The sequence below is a fragment of the Mycobacteroides sp. LB1 genome (assembly GCF_013449725.1).
Taxonomy (GTDB): domain Bacteria; phylum Actinomycetota; class Actinomycetes; order Mycobacteriales; family Mycobacteriaceae; genus Mycobacterium.
The window spans coordinates 1,260,736-1,277,035 of sequence record NZ_JACCFF010000001.1; the positions used below are offsets into that span (position 1 = coordinate 1,260,736).

The following is a 16,300-nucleotide window of genomic DNA, read 5'->3' on the forward strand; positions in this document are numbered from 1 at the left end:
CGCACTGTACCCGTCTGATTGGCGATACGAAGGGTGTTTCAGATGACTTTCTCGCTCCTCTCGAAGGTAGCTCTATGAGGAAAGTCTGGGTGTACCTTGTTGTGCTGGCTGTGCTTACTGTCGCGGCCGCATTCATCCTCAAACTGCGCTGGAGCGAGATCCCGGACGAGGCGGTGGGGACCGTGAGCCGCCTCCCCGCGTTGGGCAGTCTCACCGAACGGACCATCCAGTACGAGGCCATCGGGCCGGATGGGACTCCGGCGACGGTGTCCTATCTTGACGACAACGGCCACAACCAGAACGTCGGCACGGTCCTGCCTTGGCAGGAGGCACTGCGCACCGTGGAGCCGTCCCTCGTGACCAGCATGGTCGTACAGTCCAATGCCTCCGGTGTCGGTTGCCGGATCACTGTCAACGGGCAGGTCCGCGACGAACAAGTCGCGACCGCCACCGGAGGCATCGCGAGCTGCAAGGTGCAGGTCGCATGACCCGGGACGAGGCCGAAGCAGACACCGGCCCGATAACGGCTCCCGGCACACCTGAGGCACGTGCCGGGTTCGCCGCCCGATCGCGAGCATTCGGTGGCCGAGTGCGCGGCGAGTTCACTGTGCCTTTCCGTCGGGAGACTTACGCTCGCGCCGAGCAGCGCAGGCCCCTGTACGCGAGGCTGTTGTACGGGCTCTCCATACCCATCGTTGTGCTGTGGGTGCTACTCGCGTGCGGGCTCAATGCCGCAGGCCCCCAGCTTGAGAAGGTGATCGAAGGGCACGCTTTGTCCTTCCTGCCCGACGAGGCCTCCTCGGTGCAGGCGCTCTCCAACATGGGCAAGTATTTCGGCAACGGCGGCACGAACAACTTCGTCGCGGTGCTGGCCGAGGGCGAGCATCCGTTCGGCGCGGAGATGCACAGCTATTACGCGCGCCTGATGGAGAAGTTCAAGGCGGACAAGAAGCACGTCATCACGACGATCGACCTGTGGTCCGACCCCTCATTCGCGCCGGCGTTCGAAAGCCAGGATCGGAAGGCCTCCTTCAGCTACCTCAACCTGGGCGGCAACATGGGCACCGCGTTGGCCATGGAATCCACTCAAGCCGTGCGCGACATCGTCAAGGCTTACCCGCCCCCCGCGGGAGTCAAGATCTACGTGACGGGTCCGTCCGCCGTCGTCAACGACGAACTGCTCGCCATCAACCGCTCGATCCTGCCGATCATCTTCGCGTGCGCCATCTGCATCACCATCATCATGTCTTTGACCTACCGCTCGCTGTTCACCGCGGCGATGCCGCTGCTCGTCGTGGCGGTCGCCTTGGTGACCGCCCGGCCGATCGTCGCCCTTCTCGGCCAGCACGAGATCATCGGTATCTCCATTTTCGCTTCGAGCTTGCTGGCCGGCATCGTCCTAGGCGCGGGGACGGACTACGGCATCTTCCTGCTCGGCAGATATCAGGAGGCCAGACGGGCGGGTGAGGACCCGACCACGGCGTATTACACCGCGCTGTTCAGCGTGCAACGCATCATCTTCGCCTCTGGACTGACCGTGGCGGGCGCGACCGCGTGCATGACGCTCACCAGACTCGCCGCCTTTTCCACCTCCGGTCTGCCGTGCACCATCGGCATCCTCACCGCTCTTGCCGCGGCGCTGACCCTCGGCCCCGCACTATTGGCGATCGGATGCAGGCTCGGACTCTACGAGCCGCGCGGAGAGCGAGCCGTCAGGCGCTGGAGGCGCATCGCCACCCACGTCGTCCGCTGGCCCGGCCCGGTGCTCGCCGGCAGCCTTGCCGTGCTCGCACTCGCGATTCTCGTCCTGCCGACGTATGTCATCAGCTATAACGAACGCGCGGCCCAACCGGCCAACACCGAGGCAAATCTGGGTCTCGATGCCGCGGATCGGCACCTGCCGCCGAATATGCTCAATCCGAACCTGCTCTTCGTCGAGTCCGATCACGACATGCGCAACTCAGCGGACTTGATCGCACTCGCGAAGCTGACGAGTTCCGTCTACTCCGTGGAGGGAGTCCAAGCGGTACAAGGCATTACGCGCCCGCTCATCTCGCCGCTGCCACAAGGAACCCTGACTTATCAAGGCGGATACATCGGCGAACGGATGGCGCAGATAGCCGAGATGGTCAGCACTCAGCTCAACGGCATCGCCAAGATCACCGGTGAGATCGATCAGCTCTCGGTGGGTGTCAAGGAGGTCCTCAACGATCTCCAGGTCGTCCAGCGCGCTGCCGAACTGCCCGGCGGCGGTGTGCAGGCCACCCGAAAACGCCTCGTCGAGATATTGAAAATGGCGAAGGCGATGCATAGCCAGATAAAGCCGGTCGCCGCGGGCGGAATCGATGCAGCAGGACAGCTCGTCGACATGGTCCCCGACTGCAGGGAGGTGCTGCCCTGCAACGCGGCGCTTACCGGACTCACCGTTCTCGATGGACTCAACCAGGCCGGCGGGCGCAAGTTCGAGGACATGGTGGACGCCTCCCAGGTCGCCACGCAGTCGTTGCCGAGATTGGTTAATCAGGTCCAGATGCTGGACGGTTTTCTCAACGACGCCAAGCAGACACTCGCTCCGATCCGCGGCATGGCCGATTCGCTACTGGTGCAGATGAACGAGGTGACGGCATTCCTGCGAGAGATTGCCGACACCTACATGAAGGGAGACCCCGGCGGGTACTTCTTCCTTCCGAGCCAGGCCTTCGAATCCCCGTTGTTCCAATCCGCGCTCTCCGTCTTCTTCTCTCCGGACGGCAAGATCACCCGAATGCTCGTCATGGGCGATGTGAACTCCTTCAGCCAAGAGAGCATGGACTACAGCGCAAAGATCATCCCCGCGGCCAAGTCGGCACTCAAGGGCACCTCGCTCGGCGGGAGCACGGTGAGCATCGGAGGAGCCGGGGGCACACTGCTCAATATCGCCGCCTTCGCCAAGGAGGATTTCCTCACCAGCGCCGTCGCGGCGTTCGCATTCGTGTTCTGCGTCGTGCTGCTTTTGTTGCGCAGCTTTGTCGCCGCGGTCGCCGTCGTCGGCACCGTTGGACTGTCTTTTCTTTCCGCGTGGGGGCTCAGTGTCGCCATTTGGCAGTACGGCATCGGCCTGCCCTTGCACTGGGCTGTCGCACCGTGTTCCTTCATCTTTCTCGTCGCGGTCGGGGCCGATTACAACCTGCTGCTCGTCGCCCGGTTCAAAGAAGAGATCGGCGCCGGAATCAAAACCGGGATCGTCCGCGCCATGGTGGGCACCGGCAGCGTGGTCACCACGGCGGGCCTGATATTCGGTTTCACAATGTTCGCGTTGATCGCCGGCTACTCCAGCACCCTCGCGCAGATCGGCACCACCGTCGGCGTCGGGCTCCTGCTCGATACGCTCGTGGTCCGCTCGCTTGTCATCCCCTCCATCGCGACCCTCCTGGGCCGGTGGTTCTGGTGGCCCATCCGGGTCTCGAGCCGCCCCGCGCGGGAAGCAGGCAATGGCGCAGGATCGAACAAAGTATCGGCGTGACAACGCAACTTGCCGTTGTTTATCGTCGGCACAGGTCTCGGTGGCGGCGCGTCACGTCCTAAGCGTCAGGCCGTCATGATGCCGCGACCGAGCGTGGTGCCCGCCGCGGCGGCATAGTGCTCCAGCAGCTCATCGCAGATGGCAGGCCACGTGCGCGCCAACACTCCCCTGCGCGCGGCCGCCGAAAATCGGCTGCGGGTCGCGGGCTGCACCAGGTGATCCACCGCCATGCCCAGCCGCGCCTCGAAATCGGCTACCGGCAGCAGCATTCCGTTACGACCCGGGATCACGAGGTCGCGCGGCCCGCCGGCATCCGGCGCGATGGCGGGAACCCCGCTGGCCAGCGCCTCCTGCACTGCCTGGCAGAACGTCTCGTGCTCGCCCGGATGGATGAAGACATCGAGGCTGGCGTACGCCCGCGACAGTGCGGACCCGGACAGCTCACCGGTGAAAATCGCTGTGGGCATCAGCTTTTCGAGTGCGTCCCGCCCTACCCCACCGCCCACGATGACGAGCTGTAGGTCGTCGCGCTCGGCCAGTACCGCCAGTCGCTCCACATGCTTTTCGGGAGCAAGCCGCCCGACGAATCCGATAATCGGCTTGCCCTCTGGCGACCAGGAGCGGCGCAGATCCTCGTCACGCGCCGACGGTGCGAAGCGTTCGATGTCGACACCGCGAGACCACCGAAACACCCGCGGGACACCGTGCGCGGCAAGGTCTTCCATCGCCGAGGTGGACGGGGCCAAGGTGCGGTCGGCGCGTCCGTGTAGGTGCCTGGTCCAACGCCAGGCCGCGCGCGCGGCGAACCCGGCGCCATAGCTGTCGGCGAACCCGGCCACATCGGTCTGATAGACGGCGACCGTGGGGATATCGAGATGCTGCGCGGCGCGCAGGCCGCCGTATCCCAAGACGAACGGCGAGGCCAGGTGCACCACATCGGGGGCGAAATCGCGAAGAATACGCACCATCCGCGGCTGCGGCACTCCCAGCGGCAGGGTGCTCACCTTGGGGAACATGATCGCGGGAACCCGGTGGACGGGCACCCCGTCATGTTCAACGGCGGCGGGCGCCTGCCCGCGCGGGGTGTCGGGCGCGATGACGATGCCCTCATGCCCGGTGCGGCCGAGGTGCTCCAGCACCCGCAGCACCGAGTTGGAGACTCCGTTGACGTTCGGCAAGAACGACTCGGCGACGATCGCGATGCGCACGTGGACAGCATGTCAGCGTCACCTGGCAGTTAGGTTGCCCCCAGGCATACGTCGCGCAAATTTAAGCGTGAATAGGAGCCGGACCTCGGCGCTGGATCCAGGCGAGGCCTAACAGCGCCGCCCCGGCGACTGCCCACACCACGACGATGATGGACCCACCGGGGACAATCGACAGTGACGCGTTACGTCCTTGTACGCGAACCAAATCCGGGTTCGATTTGTCGTACTCGACGTAGATGCGCATGCCCGGGCTGAGCTCCGACGGATAGAGCACTCCCAATTCTGGTCGGTACGTGACCCGTTCGGGTGTGACGAACTCAATCGTGGAACGGCGCGGCCCCGCGCTGAGCACCTCGGCCAGTGCGACGCCCATATCTCGTTCGATGGCCTTATCGTTACGCCAGGCCCCCACGATGAGCAGCAGCGACTGCAGAGTCAGCAGTCCGGCCAGAACCCACACTCCGATCCGGACTCTCCTGATGACGCGGGAGCGCCGGTTCACAGGGCCGCCCTGATGGCGGCGTGTAGCTCGCGCAGGGTGGAACGGTCGGCCTTGACCTCCAGAACCCTGATGCCCCCGGCTGGTTCGTCCAATGCCGGGCCGAGCTCCTCAATCGAGATGGACCGCGAATCCACATGGTAGGCGCGGCAGAGGGCCGCGATATCCACGTCGTGCGGGGTGCCGAAGACACGCGAGGAGACGTCGCGGAATCGCGGGTCTCCCTGCTCCAGCAGCTCGAAGATGCCGCCGCCGTTGTCGTTTGAGACGACGATGGTCAGATCTTCCGGGTGCGGTTCGGTCGGGCCGATCAGCAGGCCCGAGCTGTCGTGCACAAAGGTGAGATCGCCGATCAATGCGATGGTGCGGCCACCCGGGTGCGCGAGCGCCGCACCGATGGCGGTGGATACCGTTCCGTCGATACCGGCCACTCCCCGATTCGAGCGCACGTGAACATCTTTGGCCCCCCAGGGGACGAGCGCGGCATCGCGCACCGGGTTGGATGCGCCGAGCACCAGTTGGTCGCCGTCGTGCAACGACCCGCAGACCCTGGCCGCCACGTGCAGACCCGTGGTCAGGGGATGGGTGTCCAGCTGCCCTTGCACCGCGTCGAGTGCCTTCTGGTGTGCGTGCGCGCACCGTTGCAGCCATGCGGCATCCGGGTTACCGGATGTCACCGCCCGCGTCCCGGTGGCCAGCGAGTTGCCGGACACGTCGGGCCAGCGCGGGCCGGTGGTCAACGCGTACACCGGAATCCGGCTGTCCGCCAATATGGACGACACCTGCCGATGCAGGGTCGGGCGTCCCAGCATGATCACCTGTTGTGGGTGCAGCAGTGCGAGCGCCAGCGGATGCACCGGGTTATCGGGTTGCGGCGCAGTCGGTTCAGCCACCGTCGGCAACCTCGACAGATTGGGGTGCATGGCCGCACCGTGCCCCGCAATCACCACGGTATCGGGGGTCAGATCGATCTCGACGGGTTCGTCGAACGTCACCTCCGGGGTGTACGTCCACGGTCTCCCGCCGGGACGCCCGGCGGGAGCCGACCCCCCGTCACGGTCGGGCACGAGCGGTTCCCGCAGTGGGATATCGAATTGCACGGGGCCGGCATTTGCGGTGCGGGATCCCTTGGCTGCGGCCAAGACTCGACAGGTCGCAGAGCGCCAATGCGCGTTCTGCGCCTCGATCTTGTCCGAACCCTCCTCGGCCAGACCGATGCTGATCGCGGCGCGAACCTGAGTGCCGAAGTAGCCGAGCTGCTCCATGGTCTGGTTGGCGCCGGTGCCCAACAGTTCGTAGGGGCGGTTGGCGGACAACACGATCAGCGGAATGCGCGCGTAGTTGGACTCCACCACCGCGGGGCCCAGGTTGGCGACCGCGGTACCCGAGGTCATCGCGACCGGTACCGGCGCGCGGCTGGCGGCCGCCAGTCCGACGGCCAAGAAGCCTGCGGTGCGCTCGTCGATCCGCACGTGCAGCCGCAGCCGCCCGGCCTTGTCCGCGTCGTGCAATGCAAAGGCCAGCGGGGCATTGCGCGATCCGGGACACAGCACCACATCGCGGACGCCGCCGCGGATGAGCTCGTCGACGACGGCATGGGCCTGTGCGGTCGACGGATTCATGCCATCAGGGTGTCACACCGCCCGCGACGTGCTCGCAAAGAACTCGAGGATCACGCGGTTGACCTCGTCGGGGCGTTCGATGAAGCCCAGATGCCCGGCGTCGGCGATCTCGACGTACCGGCCACCGGGGATCGCGTCGGCTACTTCCTTGCCCAAGTAAGGCGGCAAGGTCATGTCATCGCTGAACCCGATCACCAGCGACGGAACGCTGATTCCCGCGTAGGCGCCGGGCCGGTCGGGGCCGGGCACGGCACTGCGCTGGTGGTCGATACCCCCCGAGGCAGGCTCAGGCCACAGGGTGAACATGTCGATCCAGTCCTTGATGGCGGCGTCGTTGTTGAGGGTCTTGGGCGAAAAGTTGGCCATCAATCGCATGGCCGCCTGGTACGACGCCGGTATCTCAACACCCGAGACGGAAAGTTCTAGTTCGGCCTTGCGGAAGAACGACCGCGTGAGATCTTCCCGGCCGCGGGTCCCCATGAATACCGCAGCGGTCACCAGGTCGGGACGGGTGAGCGTGAGCTCCTGTGCGATGAGCGCGCCCATCGAGAAGCCGACCAACCGGGCGGGGGCGGCACCGAGATGCTCGATGAGCGCCGCGGCGTCGGCCACCATGTCCTCCAGAGTGAAGCCATCCGCGCATTCGGTGGTCGGTGGTATCCCCCGGTTGTTGAAGGTGATGGTGCGATATCCCGCGGCGCGGAATGCCGGTACCTGATGCAGGTGCCAGCTGCGGCCCGCGCCACCTCGCCCGGAGATGAAGACGACCGGATCACCCGAGGCACCGAGCGCTAGGGGGCCACGCTCGTCGTAGCTGATCTGGACACCGTTGATATTCGCGAGAGGCACGCTGGTTGAACCTACCGGTTCAACAGCGGGTAGCAGTCGGCCACTCTCCTCAGCCACCAATCGCGCCGGTCGGCGGGCGCGGCGAGCGCGGCGAGCCGGGCCGGCTCAGGCGTGAACGATGCCACCGCGAGGTAACCGTCCTCGGGGGCGGGGGTGTCGGCCACGTCCTCCACGAAGAATCCTCCGGTTCCCAGTCCGCACGCATGCTCCAGCACCGGCAGCGCTGCCGCCGCGCGCAGACCGATGCCAATACCCACCGCGCTGTCCAGGGCACTGGAGATCACCACGGGCAGGCCGATCCGTTCCGCGATACCCAGCAGCGCGGCCACACCGCCGAGGGGCGCCACCTTGAGCACCGCGATATCGGCCGCGTGTGCCCGCACAACGCGGAGCGGATCGCTTGCCCGCCTGATGCTTTCATCGGCTGCGATCGGTACATCCGGAAGACGCCGACGCAGTTCGGCCAGTTCCTCGACCGTGGCGCAGGGCTGTTCGGCGTACTCGAGGTCGCCGTCTCGGGTCAGTGAAGTCAGCGCGTGGACGGCTTGTTCGACGGTCCAGCCGCCGTTGGCGTCCACCCGCACGGTGGGGATCTGCGCACGGACCGCATCGACACGCGCAATGTCCTCGTCAAGGGTCTGGCCTGGTTCGGCCACCTTGACCTTGGCGGTGCGAGCGCCGGGGAACCTGGCCAGCACCTCGGGAACCAACGCGGCGTCCACCGCGGGCACCGTCGCGTTGACGGGAATCCGGTCACGCCGCGGCGCGGGTAGCTCGGCGTAGGCGGCCTCGATGGCGGCCCCCAACCAGGCGGAGGCTTCGGGCGCCTCGTACTCGGGGAAGGCGCCGAACTCTCCCCAACCCGCCGGGCCGTCGATCAGCGCCACCTCACGGGTGGTGATGCCACGGAATCGCACCCGCATGGGCAACGCGACGACGTGCATACGGTCGAGCACGTCATCCAGCGCGGGCAGCTCCACGCTGCGATCGTCGCACGCTAAGGCGAAGCTAGGTGACTGACGCTCCCCAGCTCGGCCACCGTGCGGTTGTGGAAAAAATCGTCCTCGCTGAGGACGCTGATACTCCCCGATGGCGCACGGAATGACACGTAGTCCGCCGACTCGATGGGCATCTTGATCCACGCCGACACCGCGAACGTCAACGCGCCGCCATGCGTCACGATCACCTGGTGACGGCAGCTGCTGTCCAGGACAGTGCCCATGGCATCGTAGATCCGTTGCGCGAAAACGATTTTGGTCTCCGCACCGGGGATCCCCTCATCGTGTGCCATCCGTTCGCCCATCGCAGGTGGCGGCACGAACCTCCGATCGAGCCACTCTTGAGGTCTGCCTCCAGCTTCGCCGTAGGACTTCTCACGAAACCGCGTATCGACAATCGGTACGACCCCCAACGCGTCACCGATCGCCTCGGCGGTATGCGCCGCACGAATCAGATCCGAGCTGTACACCTCCACGCCGCTCCCGTTGGGGATACGCGCACGCAACGACGCTGCTATCGCTCGGGCCGCATTCAAACCCGTCGGTGTCAAAGCAGAGTCGTACCAGCCGCCGACCAACCGATCTACATGATGATCCGACTCCGGATGCGTCACGACATAGATCCGGCGCAGGTCCACAGCACGATCGTCGCATGTTCCGGGCTCCTACCTCATCAACTGGTCAACTTTTGGTTGACAGCCCCAGATCGTCAACTTATGGTTGACGCATGGTCGAGTTTCCCATCTCCCTGGACACCCTCATCGTCGGGGTGCGCCAGATGCACCCCGCCGGCAACCCGCTGGACCACCTCACCGATGCGATGCTGCTGGCGGGACGGCTGTCCGACCACGCCGATGCCCTTATCGGGCATTTCGTAGACCAGGCACGCCGCTCCGGCGCCTCCTGGAGCGAAATCGGTTCCAGCATGGGCGTCTCCAAGCAGGCCGCGCAGAAGCGCTACGTACCGTCCGTGCGGATGTTCTCCCGGTTCACCGACCGGGCTCGGCGTTCGGTCGTCGCTGCGGCAGGTTTTGCCCTCGCCGATGGCACTCCGATCACCGTTGCCCACTTGCTCGCCGGCACCCTGAGCGACCCGAAAGGACTTGCCGCACTCATCGTTTCCCATGCCGGGATAACGACAGACACACTCGGAATCCCCGGCCGACCGGCTCCCGATTACGAGGCCGTCGCCCCGAAGCTGCCCACCGCGGAGTTCGACGGCGATGCTCAGGAAGCGCTGGAGGCAACCTTACACACCGCGCTTCGCTTGGGCCACAACTTCATTGGAACCGAACACATCCTGCTAGCCATACTCTCCGGCCACACCGACACCTCTCGAAAGCTATCCGAGCTGGGCCTCAATGCGGTCGTGGCCGAGGAGCAGGCCAACCGGCTACTGGGCGATATCCTGGCAGGCAAGGCCCCCTAGCCATACCCCTCACGTTGGCGTACCTTTATGTCATGTCAGTTGACATCAAGCCGGTTCCCAAATGGCTCAAGTACTTCAACAAGGTCGTCATCGGCGGGCACAAGGTGGGCCTCAAATTGCCCATGCTGGTGCTGACAGTGCCCGGCGCCAAGTCCGGTAAGCCGCGTTCCACCCCGATCACTCCATTCACACTCGATGGCCGACGCTATGCCGTTGGAGGTGTGCCGGGTTCTTCCTGGATTGCCAACGCCCGCAAGGCCAAGGAGGGCACACTGACGCAGGGGCGCCACACCCAGCGGGTCGGCATTGTCGAGCTGTCCCCTGAGGACTCACGCCCGGTGCTGCGCGCGTTTCCGATCGAGGTGCCCACCGGTGTTGGTTTCATCAGGAACGCCGGGCTGGTCAAGGAGGGCACCCCTGATGAGTTCGAGGCGCTCGCCGGGATAGCCGCGGTGTTCCGGTTCGATCCCCTGGAAGACGGGTCTACCGAGCACCCCTAGTCGCTATGCGCCCCACTGCGACAGATAGTTTTCATCGGAGCCGCGGTCCGGGTGGAGTATCTGTGATTGGTTGCCGCCGTTGCGCTTTGCCTGGTACATGGCACGATCGGCACAGGCGTTCAGTGCGTCGATCGCCCCCTGCGAGGTAGCGGATGCGACGCTCGCGACCGGTTGGGCGGCAACACCCACACTCGCGGTCACGACAATACCCGCCGGCCTGCAGGCCATGACGGATTCCTTGAGGCGGGTGGCGAAATCGGCGACGGCCCCGGCGGGGCAAACCGTCACCACGAGGAACTCCTCTCCGCCCGAGCGGCCCACCATCGTGCCCGGGGTCGCCTCAGCGGCGAGCGATGCGGCCAGGTCGACAAGCACCCGGTCCCCCGTGCCGTGGCCGTGCCGGTCGTTGATTGACTTGAACCGGTCGATATCGACGATGGCCGCCGCGATGACGAAGTCACCTTCCAACCCATACTCGCTGGACAACCCGCTGTGCAGGCGCTGCCATTCGCCGAAGATGCCGCGGCGATTGAGCAGCCCCGTGAGCGGGTCCCGCTGCGCGGCAAGCGCATCCAACCGCACCACCGCGATCCCGAACTGGATGACCGCGGGTATCAGCACCACGACCAAAAACAAACTGGTCACCTTGACCAATGCGGTCATCGCCGCGCCGACCGTACCCTCGGCGAACATACGTGCCGATAGCAGGACGATCACTGCGCCGCACCACGCCACATGCGCTATCAGCAGCCGGTTAGCCAGGAAGAAGCTCACGTACGCACCGACGGGCGTGAACAGAACCGTCCCGACGAGACCGGCAAGGGCGTTTGAGTCCTGCCCGCAGGCCACCGCTATGGCGATATCCGCGAACGCTACGAAGAAAACCGCTTCACGCAGGCTCAACCACGGCCCGACCACCCACCGAACCGCCCAACCCAGCGCCCCAACCGCGCAGAGACCGACGATGACACGGCCCGTCGTGCTTCGGGGCCCGGTGTCGCTGAACTGGAGGGCGATACAGATCGCGGCGAAGATCAACGCATACCCGCCGATGAGATTACGGACGGTCCGATCGAGCTTGCGGGCGTGCAGGAACGCCCGCAACCAGCCCGTGGGAACCGGCTCGGTCCACCATTGGCGCAGAAAGCCCATCCAGGCGGTGTTGCGGATATACGAGATCATCGTGGGGCGATGTTGGCCGTCGGGGCATTCCTGCGCGGAACCATCCTGACGGTCGGCAACGGCGGTGCGGGAAGACGCGCCACCGCACCCTGGTATCCCTCGACGCGGCCGAAACGCTCGGACTCTGCCTGCCATTCCTCTCGGAAGGCGGCTATCTCATCATGATCACGGCCGACGAAGTTCCACCACATGACGATCTGCTCGCCGAATGGCTTGCCGCCCAACAGGATCGCTCGCGAGGGCGCATCGGTGGGGTTGACGACGGTGAGTTGTTCCACCCCGGTACCGACGTAGCCGAGTTCACCCCGAGACACCCTGGTGCCTGACAACTCGATGGCCTCGGTATCCACCAGTAGCCCGTGTTCAAATCCGGGATCGATATCGAACCGCATCATGCTCCGCGGCTCCAATAGCAGTTCCGCCCCAAGTAACGGAGTCGCCGTACGCACCGGCGATACCTGCCCCGCCAACGTTCCCAGGAACACGCGCAGGCTGACCCCGCCGATCACGATCGCCTCGGGTGCGTAGTGCTGGAAATCGCGTGCTGCGTCGCGGGATTTATCGGGCAACGCGACCCATAACTGCACACCGTGCAGGGTCTTCGTCTCAGCCGTCGACACCTCGGAGTGGCAGATGCCGCGGCCACTCGTCATCAGGTTGAGCTCCCCCGGTCGCACCATCGCATGTACGCCGTGGCTGTCACGATGCTCGATCTCTCCGGTGAACAACCAGCTCACCGTTTGCAATCCGGTATGCGGGTGAGGCGCGACATCCATCCCGCCGGTCTGCGTTATGTCGTCGGGTCCGTAATGGTCCGCGAAGCACCAGGCGCCGATCAGCGATCGCTGCGCCTGGGGAAGGGTGCGCAATACCGTCATAGCCCGCGGTCCTCCGAGTGGAACCTCACGGGGAGTGAGTATTTCGACGACGGGATGCCCCTCTCCGTCAACGGGGCATGGGCCGACACCGCATCGGGTTTCCGTCGGCGTGGTCTCGGTATTGCTCATGCGACCATCATGGTCCGTACTCACGAGACGTGCGGCATAGTTGGCGGGCATGGACGATTCCGAACCCACAACCACGGTTGCCGACGCGCCCGATTCGCACCGCTTCGAAATCACCGCTGACGGTGAACTCGCCGGATTCACCGAGTACCTGGATACATCGCTGGACAGCACACAAGTCCGGATCTTCTACCACACCGAAATCGACGAGAAGTTCGGCGGACGAGGCCTGGCCGGAACGCTGGTGCAGTCCGCGCTGACACGCACCCGGGACGCCGGACGACGCATCATCCCGGTATGTCCATACGTCAAAAAGTTCGTCGGAAAGCACCACGAGTTCGACGACATCGTCGACCCCGTGACCCGGGAGGCGCTGGCCGCGGTCGAGGCACGCCAGGGATGACCGGGCGCCGCGTCTACATCGACAAGCAGACTCCCTCGGTCTACCAGGCCCTGACCAAGACCGCCGCCGAGCTTCGCGCCAGGGCCGCCGAGGCAGGACTCTCGCGAATAACATTGGAACTGGTGAACATTCGGGTATCCCAGCTCAACCGATGCCTGTTCTGCCTGGACCTGCACACCCGGGTGGCGCTGGAGGAGGGCGAGTCCACCCAGCGGATCGCCGTGCTGCCCGTGTGGGAGGAGGCCGAGCTGTTCAGCGATGTGGAGCGCGCGGCCCTGCGGATCGCCGAAGCGGTGACGGAGGTCACCGTCGAGCACCTCACCGACGAGCAGTACACCGCCGCACGTGAGCATCTGTCCGATGATCAGGTGTCGGTGCTGGTGTGGTCGGCCGTCATGATCAACACCTTCAACCGGATCTCGATCCTCAGCCGCCACCCCATCAAGAAACGCTGATATCTGGTCGCGCCGGACGGGAATACACCGGAATCCCCATGAGTTGGATTTCTTAAGCCAGCCTAATGATCTGGTCATTGACATATCTCACGGGGAAGGTACTCAACGATGCCTCAGGTGCGTGCCGCGTATTTCAAGAAGACAGCGCGCTCGGTGATCCTGGCCGCCACCCTCGCCACCGCGTTGTCCGGGTGCAGCGTCTACCAAACACTCACCAAGCCCACGGAGACCGTCGTGACGACGCCGGCAGCAATACAGGCCACTGACCAGGATCAGATCCGTGACGTGACGGGGCAGATGGGGAAGGCCCTCGGCGGTCTTGACCTGTTCGCCGCCAATGCGCTGACCTGCCCGCGCTATCAGGTGTCCAGTCGCACCGCCGACGAGAACCTCGTCCCCTCGATCAATTCCTGGAAGGGCTCCGAGGAGGCGCTGATGTACGGCGACACCTCCACGCTTTCCAGCCAGGTGTCACAACGGTTCCCGAGCGCCGGTGGAAGCGAGCGCGCCGCCCTCGTCAAGACCATTGTCAACCGCGACCAGTTCGCCTACTCGGCCACGGTGTTGCAGGTGATCCGCGAGTCCACCACGGTCGAGAAGTTCGCGATCGACAACATCAAAATTGTCGGTGACACCGCCACGGGCGATATCACCGCGACGTACAGCATCGGCGGAGCCGCTACGCAGACCCAGACCAAGTCGAATCAGTTCCGGAAAGAGGGCGGCAAGTGGTCGTGGTGCCAACAACCGCCGCCGGGAGCCTTCACTCAATGGACGGCATCCGCGTCGGCGCCGTCGGCGGCGCAGTAGTTCACGGGTAGCTTCGACCGACCGCACACCGAGCGGCCTCTAGAGTCGGAGCCATGACGCAGGACGATGGGCAGACCACCAATCCCTTTGACCCCACGCGCTGGCAGCCGGTCGCGGGATTCGAGGACCTGACCGATATCACCTATCACCGGCACGTCGACCAGGGCGTCAAAAGGGGAACCGTCCGGATCGCGTTCGACCGGCCCGAGGTACGCAACGCCTTCCGACCCCATACCGTGGACGAGCTGTACCGCACCCTCGATCACGCGCGGATGACCTCCGATGTCGGCGCGGTCCTACTCACCGGGAACGGCCCCAGCCCCAAGGACGGCGGCTGGGCATTCTGTTCCGGCGGCGATCAGCGGATCAGGGGCCGCACCGGGTACCAGTACGCCGGGGGCGAGACCGCCGAAACCGTCGACCCCGGTCGTGCGGGACGTCTGCACATCCTCGAGGTACAACGGCTCATCCGCTTCATGCCAAAGGTGGTGATCGCCTTGGTGAATGGCTGGGCCGCCGGCGGTGGACACAGCCTGCACGTCGTGTGCGACCTGACATTGGCCAGCCGCGAACACGCCCGCTTCAAGCAGACCGACGCCGATGTGGGCAGCTTCGACGGCGGCTACGGCAGCGCATACCTAGCCAAGATGGTTGGCCAGAAGTTCGCCCGCGAAATCTTCTTCCTGGGCCGGCCGTACACCGCCGAACAGATGCATCGCATGGGCGCCGTCAACGAGGTCGTCGACCACGAACACCTGGAGACGGTCGCACTGGAGTGGGCTGACACCATCAACGAAAAGTCACCTCAGGCACAACGGATGCTCAAGTACGCCTTCAACCTCGCCGATGACGGGCTGGTCGGACAGCAGCTATTCGCAGGGGAGGCAACACGATTGGCCTACATGACCGACGAGGCCGTCGAGGGCCGCGACTCGTTCCTGGAAAAGCGCAAGCCCGACTGGTCGCCCTACCCCTGGCACTACTAGGACCGCTGCATCCAGAAGTCGAGTTCGAGCTCCTCTTCGGCGCACTGGCGATACTTCGAGAAGTCGGTGACGCCCGACTCGGTGAGTATCTCGTCGTCGATGAAGCAGTTTCCGGTGACCTCACGGCTGGGTTTGGTGAGGATCTCGTGCGCGGCGTCGGCCATGATCTCGGCAGAACGACAGCGGGCAACCAGCTCCGCACCGAGGATGTTCCGGATGGCGGCGGTGTCGATAGTGGTACGCGGCCAGAGCGCATTCGACGCGATTCCGTAGCTGCGCAGCTCGGCAGCCAACCCAATTGCCACCAGGCTCATGGAGAACTTGGAAATCGTGTACGCGGTGGTGGTCTGGTCGAACCACTTGGCGTCCAAGGTGATTGGCGGTGACAGCGTCAGAATGTGCGGATTTTCCGACTCCTTGAGCGCACCGATCGCAGACTTGGACAGCGAGAAGGCACCCCGCGCATTGATGTCCTGCATCAGGTCGTATGCCTTCATCGAAATCGATTCCGAGGGAGCGAGGTTCAGGGCACTGGCATTGTTGACCACGATGTCGATCCCGCCGAACTTCTCGACCGTCTGAGCCACCGCCGAAATCACCACATCGTCGTCGCGGACGTCGCCGAGAATGGGCAGCGCCTGGCCGCCGGCGGCTTCGATCTCCTCGGCAGCGGTGTAGATGGTGCCGGGAAGCTTGGGATGCGGCTCCGCGGTCTTCGCCATGATCGCGACGTTCGCACCGTCTCGGGCCGCGCGCAACGCGATGGCCAGGCCGATTCCGCGGCTGCCTCCCGACATGATGATGGTCTTACCTGCCAGCGATCCCATAGCTACATCCTTGTCGTCAGATGGTT

At 64.9% G+C, this 16,300-nt stretch carries 17 protein-coding genes; 8 read left to right on the forward strand and 9 right to left on the reverse strand.

Features of this window, described 5'->3' with window-relative positions; genetic code table 11:
* The first annotated feature begins 74 nt into the window (after nucleotides 1-74).
* The gene (locus tag MLB1_RS06265) at nucleotides 75-488 is read left to right on the forward strand and encodes an MmpS family transport accessory protein (RefSeq protein ID WP_219602573.1); all 414 of its coding nucleotides are present in this window, start codon (nucleotides 75-77) and stop codon (nucleotides 486-488) included.
* Nucleotides 485-3,502: an RND family transporter gene (locus MLB1_RS06270; protein ID WP_180748785.1), complete on the forward strand. Its 3,018-nt coding sequence runs from the start codon at nucleotides 485-487 to the stop codon at nucleotides 3,500-3,502. The genes MLB1_RS06265 and MLB1_RS06270 overlap by 4 nt, the downstream gene beginning before the upstream one ends.
* A gap of 65 nt (nucleotides 3,503-3,567) precedes the next feature.
* Here MLB1_RS06270 and MLB1_RS06275 read toward each other — a convergent pair whose 3' ends face one another.
* The 6 genes from MLB1_RS06275 to MLB1_RS06300 form a co-directional block, all read right to left on the reverse strand.
* Complete coding sequence (locus tag MLB1_RS06275) at nucleotides 3,568-4,710, reverse strand: glycosyltransferase family 1 protein (protein ID WP_180748786.1); 1,143 nt, start codon at nucleotides 4,708-4,710, stop codon at nucleotides 3,568-3,570.
* A gap of 61 nt (nucleotides 4,711-4,771) precedes the next feature.
* Nucleotides 4,772-5,212, reverse strand: coding sequence for a DUF3592 domain-containing protein (locus tag MLB1_RS06280; RefSeq protein WP_358144938.1), 441 nt, complete (start codon nucleotides 5,210-5,212; stop codon nucleotides 4,772-4,774).
* Entirely contained in the window at nucleotides 5,209-6,831 is a 1,623-nt protein-coding gene (gene menD / locus MLB1_RS06285) for a 2-succinyl-5-enolpyruvyl-6-hydroxy-3-cyclohexene-1-carboxylic-acid synthase (protein ID WP_180748787.1), read from the reverse strand. The genes MLB1_RS06280 and menD overlap by 4 nt, the downstream gene beginning before the upstream one ends.
* Before the next feature lie 12 nt (nucleotides 6,832-6,843).
* Nucleotides 6,844-7,680, reverse strand: coding sequence for an alpha/beta fold hydrolase (locus MLB1_RS06290; protein WP_180748788.1), 837 nt, complete (start codon nucleotides 7,678-7,680; stop codon nucleotides 6,844-6,846).
* 11 nt (nucleotides 7,681-7,691) lie between these two features.
* Nucleotides 7,692-8,660, reverse strand: a complete 969-nt coding sequence (locus tag MLB1_RS06295; protein ID WP_180748789.1) for an o-succinylbenzoate synthase — start codon at nucleotides 8,658-8,660, stop codon at nucleotides 7,692-7,694.
* A 17-nt stretch (nucleotides 8,661-8,677) separates the two neighbouring features.
* The gene (locus tag MLB1_RS06300) at nucleotides 8,678-9,316 is read right to left on the reverse strand and encodes a histidine phosphatase family protein (RefSeq protein WP_180748790.1); all 639 of its coding nucleotides are present in this window, start codon (nucleotides 9,314-9,316) and stop codon (nucleotides 8,678-8,680) included.
* 89 nt (nucleotides 9,317-9,405) lie between these two features.
* Here MLB1_RS06300 and MLB1_RS06305 point away from each other — a divergent pair, with 89 nt between their 5' ends.
* Complete coding sequence (locus MLB1_RS06305; protein ID WP_180748791.1) at nucleotides 9,406-10,107, forward strand: Clp protease N-terminal domain-containing protein; 702 nt, start codon at nucleotides 9,406-9,408, stop codon at nucleotides 10,105-10,107.
* Between the two features lie 32 nt (nucleotides 10,108-10,139).
* A complete protein-coding gene (locus tag MLB1_RS06310; RefSeq protein ID WP_180748792.1) occupies nucleotides 10,140-10,607 on the forward strand; it encodes a nitroreductase/quinone reductase family protein in 468 nt (155 codons plus the stop codon).
* A gap of 3 nt (nucleotides 10,608-10,610) precedes the next feature.
* Here MLB1_RS06310 and MLB1_RS06315 read toward each other — a convergent pair whose 3' ends face one another.
* Both MLB1_RS06315 and MLB1_RS06320 read right to left on the reverse strand, forming a co-directional pair.
* Nucleotides 10,611-11,789, reverse strand: coding sequence for a GGDEF domain-containing protein (locus MLB1_RS06315; protein WP_255485603.1), 1,179 nt, complete (start codon nucleotides 11,787-11,789; stop codon nucleotides 10,611-10,613).
* Nucleotides 11,786-12,796: a pirin family protein gene (locus MLB1_RS06320; protein ID WP_180748793.1), complete on the reverse strand. Its 1,011-nt coding sequence runs from the start codon at nucleotides 12,794-12,796 to the stop codon at nucleotides 11,786-11,788. Before MLB1_RS06320 ends, MLB1_RS06315 begins: the two co-directional genes overlap by 4 nt.
* Nucleotides 12,797-12,845: 49 nt before the next feature.
* On the opposite strand from MLB1_RS06320, the gene MLB1_RS06325 reads away from it, so the two are divergent.
* The 4 genes from MLB1_RS06325 (at nucleotide 12,846) to MLB1_RS06340 (ending at nucleotide 15,447) form a co-directional block, all read left to right on the forward strand.
* Nucleotides 12,846-13,196, forward strand: coding sequence for a GNAT family N-acetyltransferase (locus MLB1_RS06325; RefSeq protein WP_180748794.1), 351 nt, complete (start codon nucleotides 12,846-12,848; stop codon nucleotides 13,194-13,196).
* On the forward strand, nucleotides 13,193-13,651 hold the full coding sequence (locus tag MLB1_RS06330) for a carboxymuconolactone decarboxylase family protein (RefSeq protein ID WP_180748795.1): 459 nt from the start codon (nucleotides 13,193-13,195) through the stop codon (nucleotides 13,649-13,651). The genes MLB1_RS06325 and MLB1_RS06330 overlap by 4 nt, the downstream gene beginning before the upstream one ends.
* A 156-nt stretch (nucleotides 13,652-13,807) precedes the next feature.
* Nucleotides 13,808-14,461, forward strand: coding sequence for a hypothetical protein (locus MLB1_RS06335; protein WP_180749723.1), 654 nt, complete (start codon nucleotides 13,808-13,810; stop codon nucleotides 14,459-14,461).
* A gap of 53 nt (nucleotides 14,462-14,514) precedes the next feature.
* The gene (locus MLB1_RS06340) at nucleotides 14,515-15,447 is read left to right on the forward strand and encodes a 1,4-dihydroxy-2-naphthoyl-CoA synthase (RefSeq protein ID WP_180748796.1); all 933 of its coding nucleotides are present in this window, start codon (nucleotides 14,515-14,517) and stop codon (nucleotides 15,445-15,447) included.
* Here the strand turns inward: MLB1_RS06340 and MLB1_RS06345 are convergent.
* Entirely contained in the window at nucleotides 15,444-16,274 is an 831-nt protein-coding gene (locus MLB1_RS06345) for an NAD(P)-dependent oxidoreductase (protein WP_180748797.1), read from the reverse strand. The two genes, MLB1_RS06340 and MLB1_RS06345, sit on opposite strands and share 4 nt — an antisense overlap.
* Nucleotides 16,275-16,300: the final 26 nt, after the last annotated feature.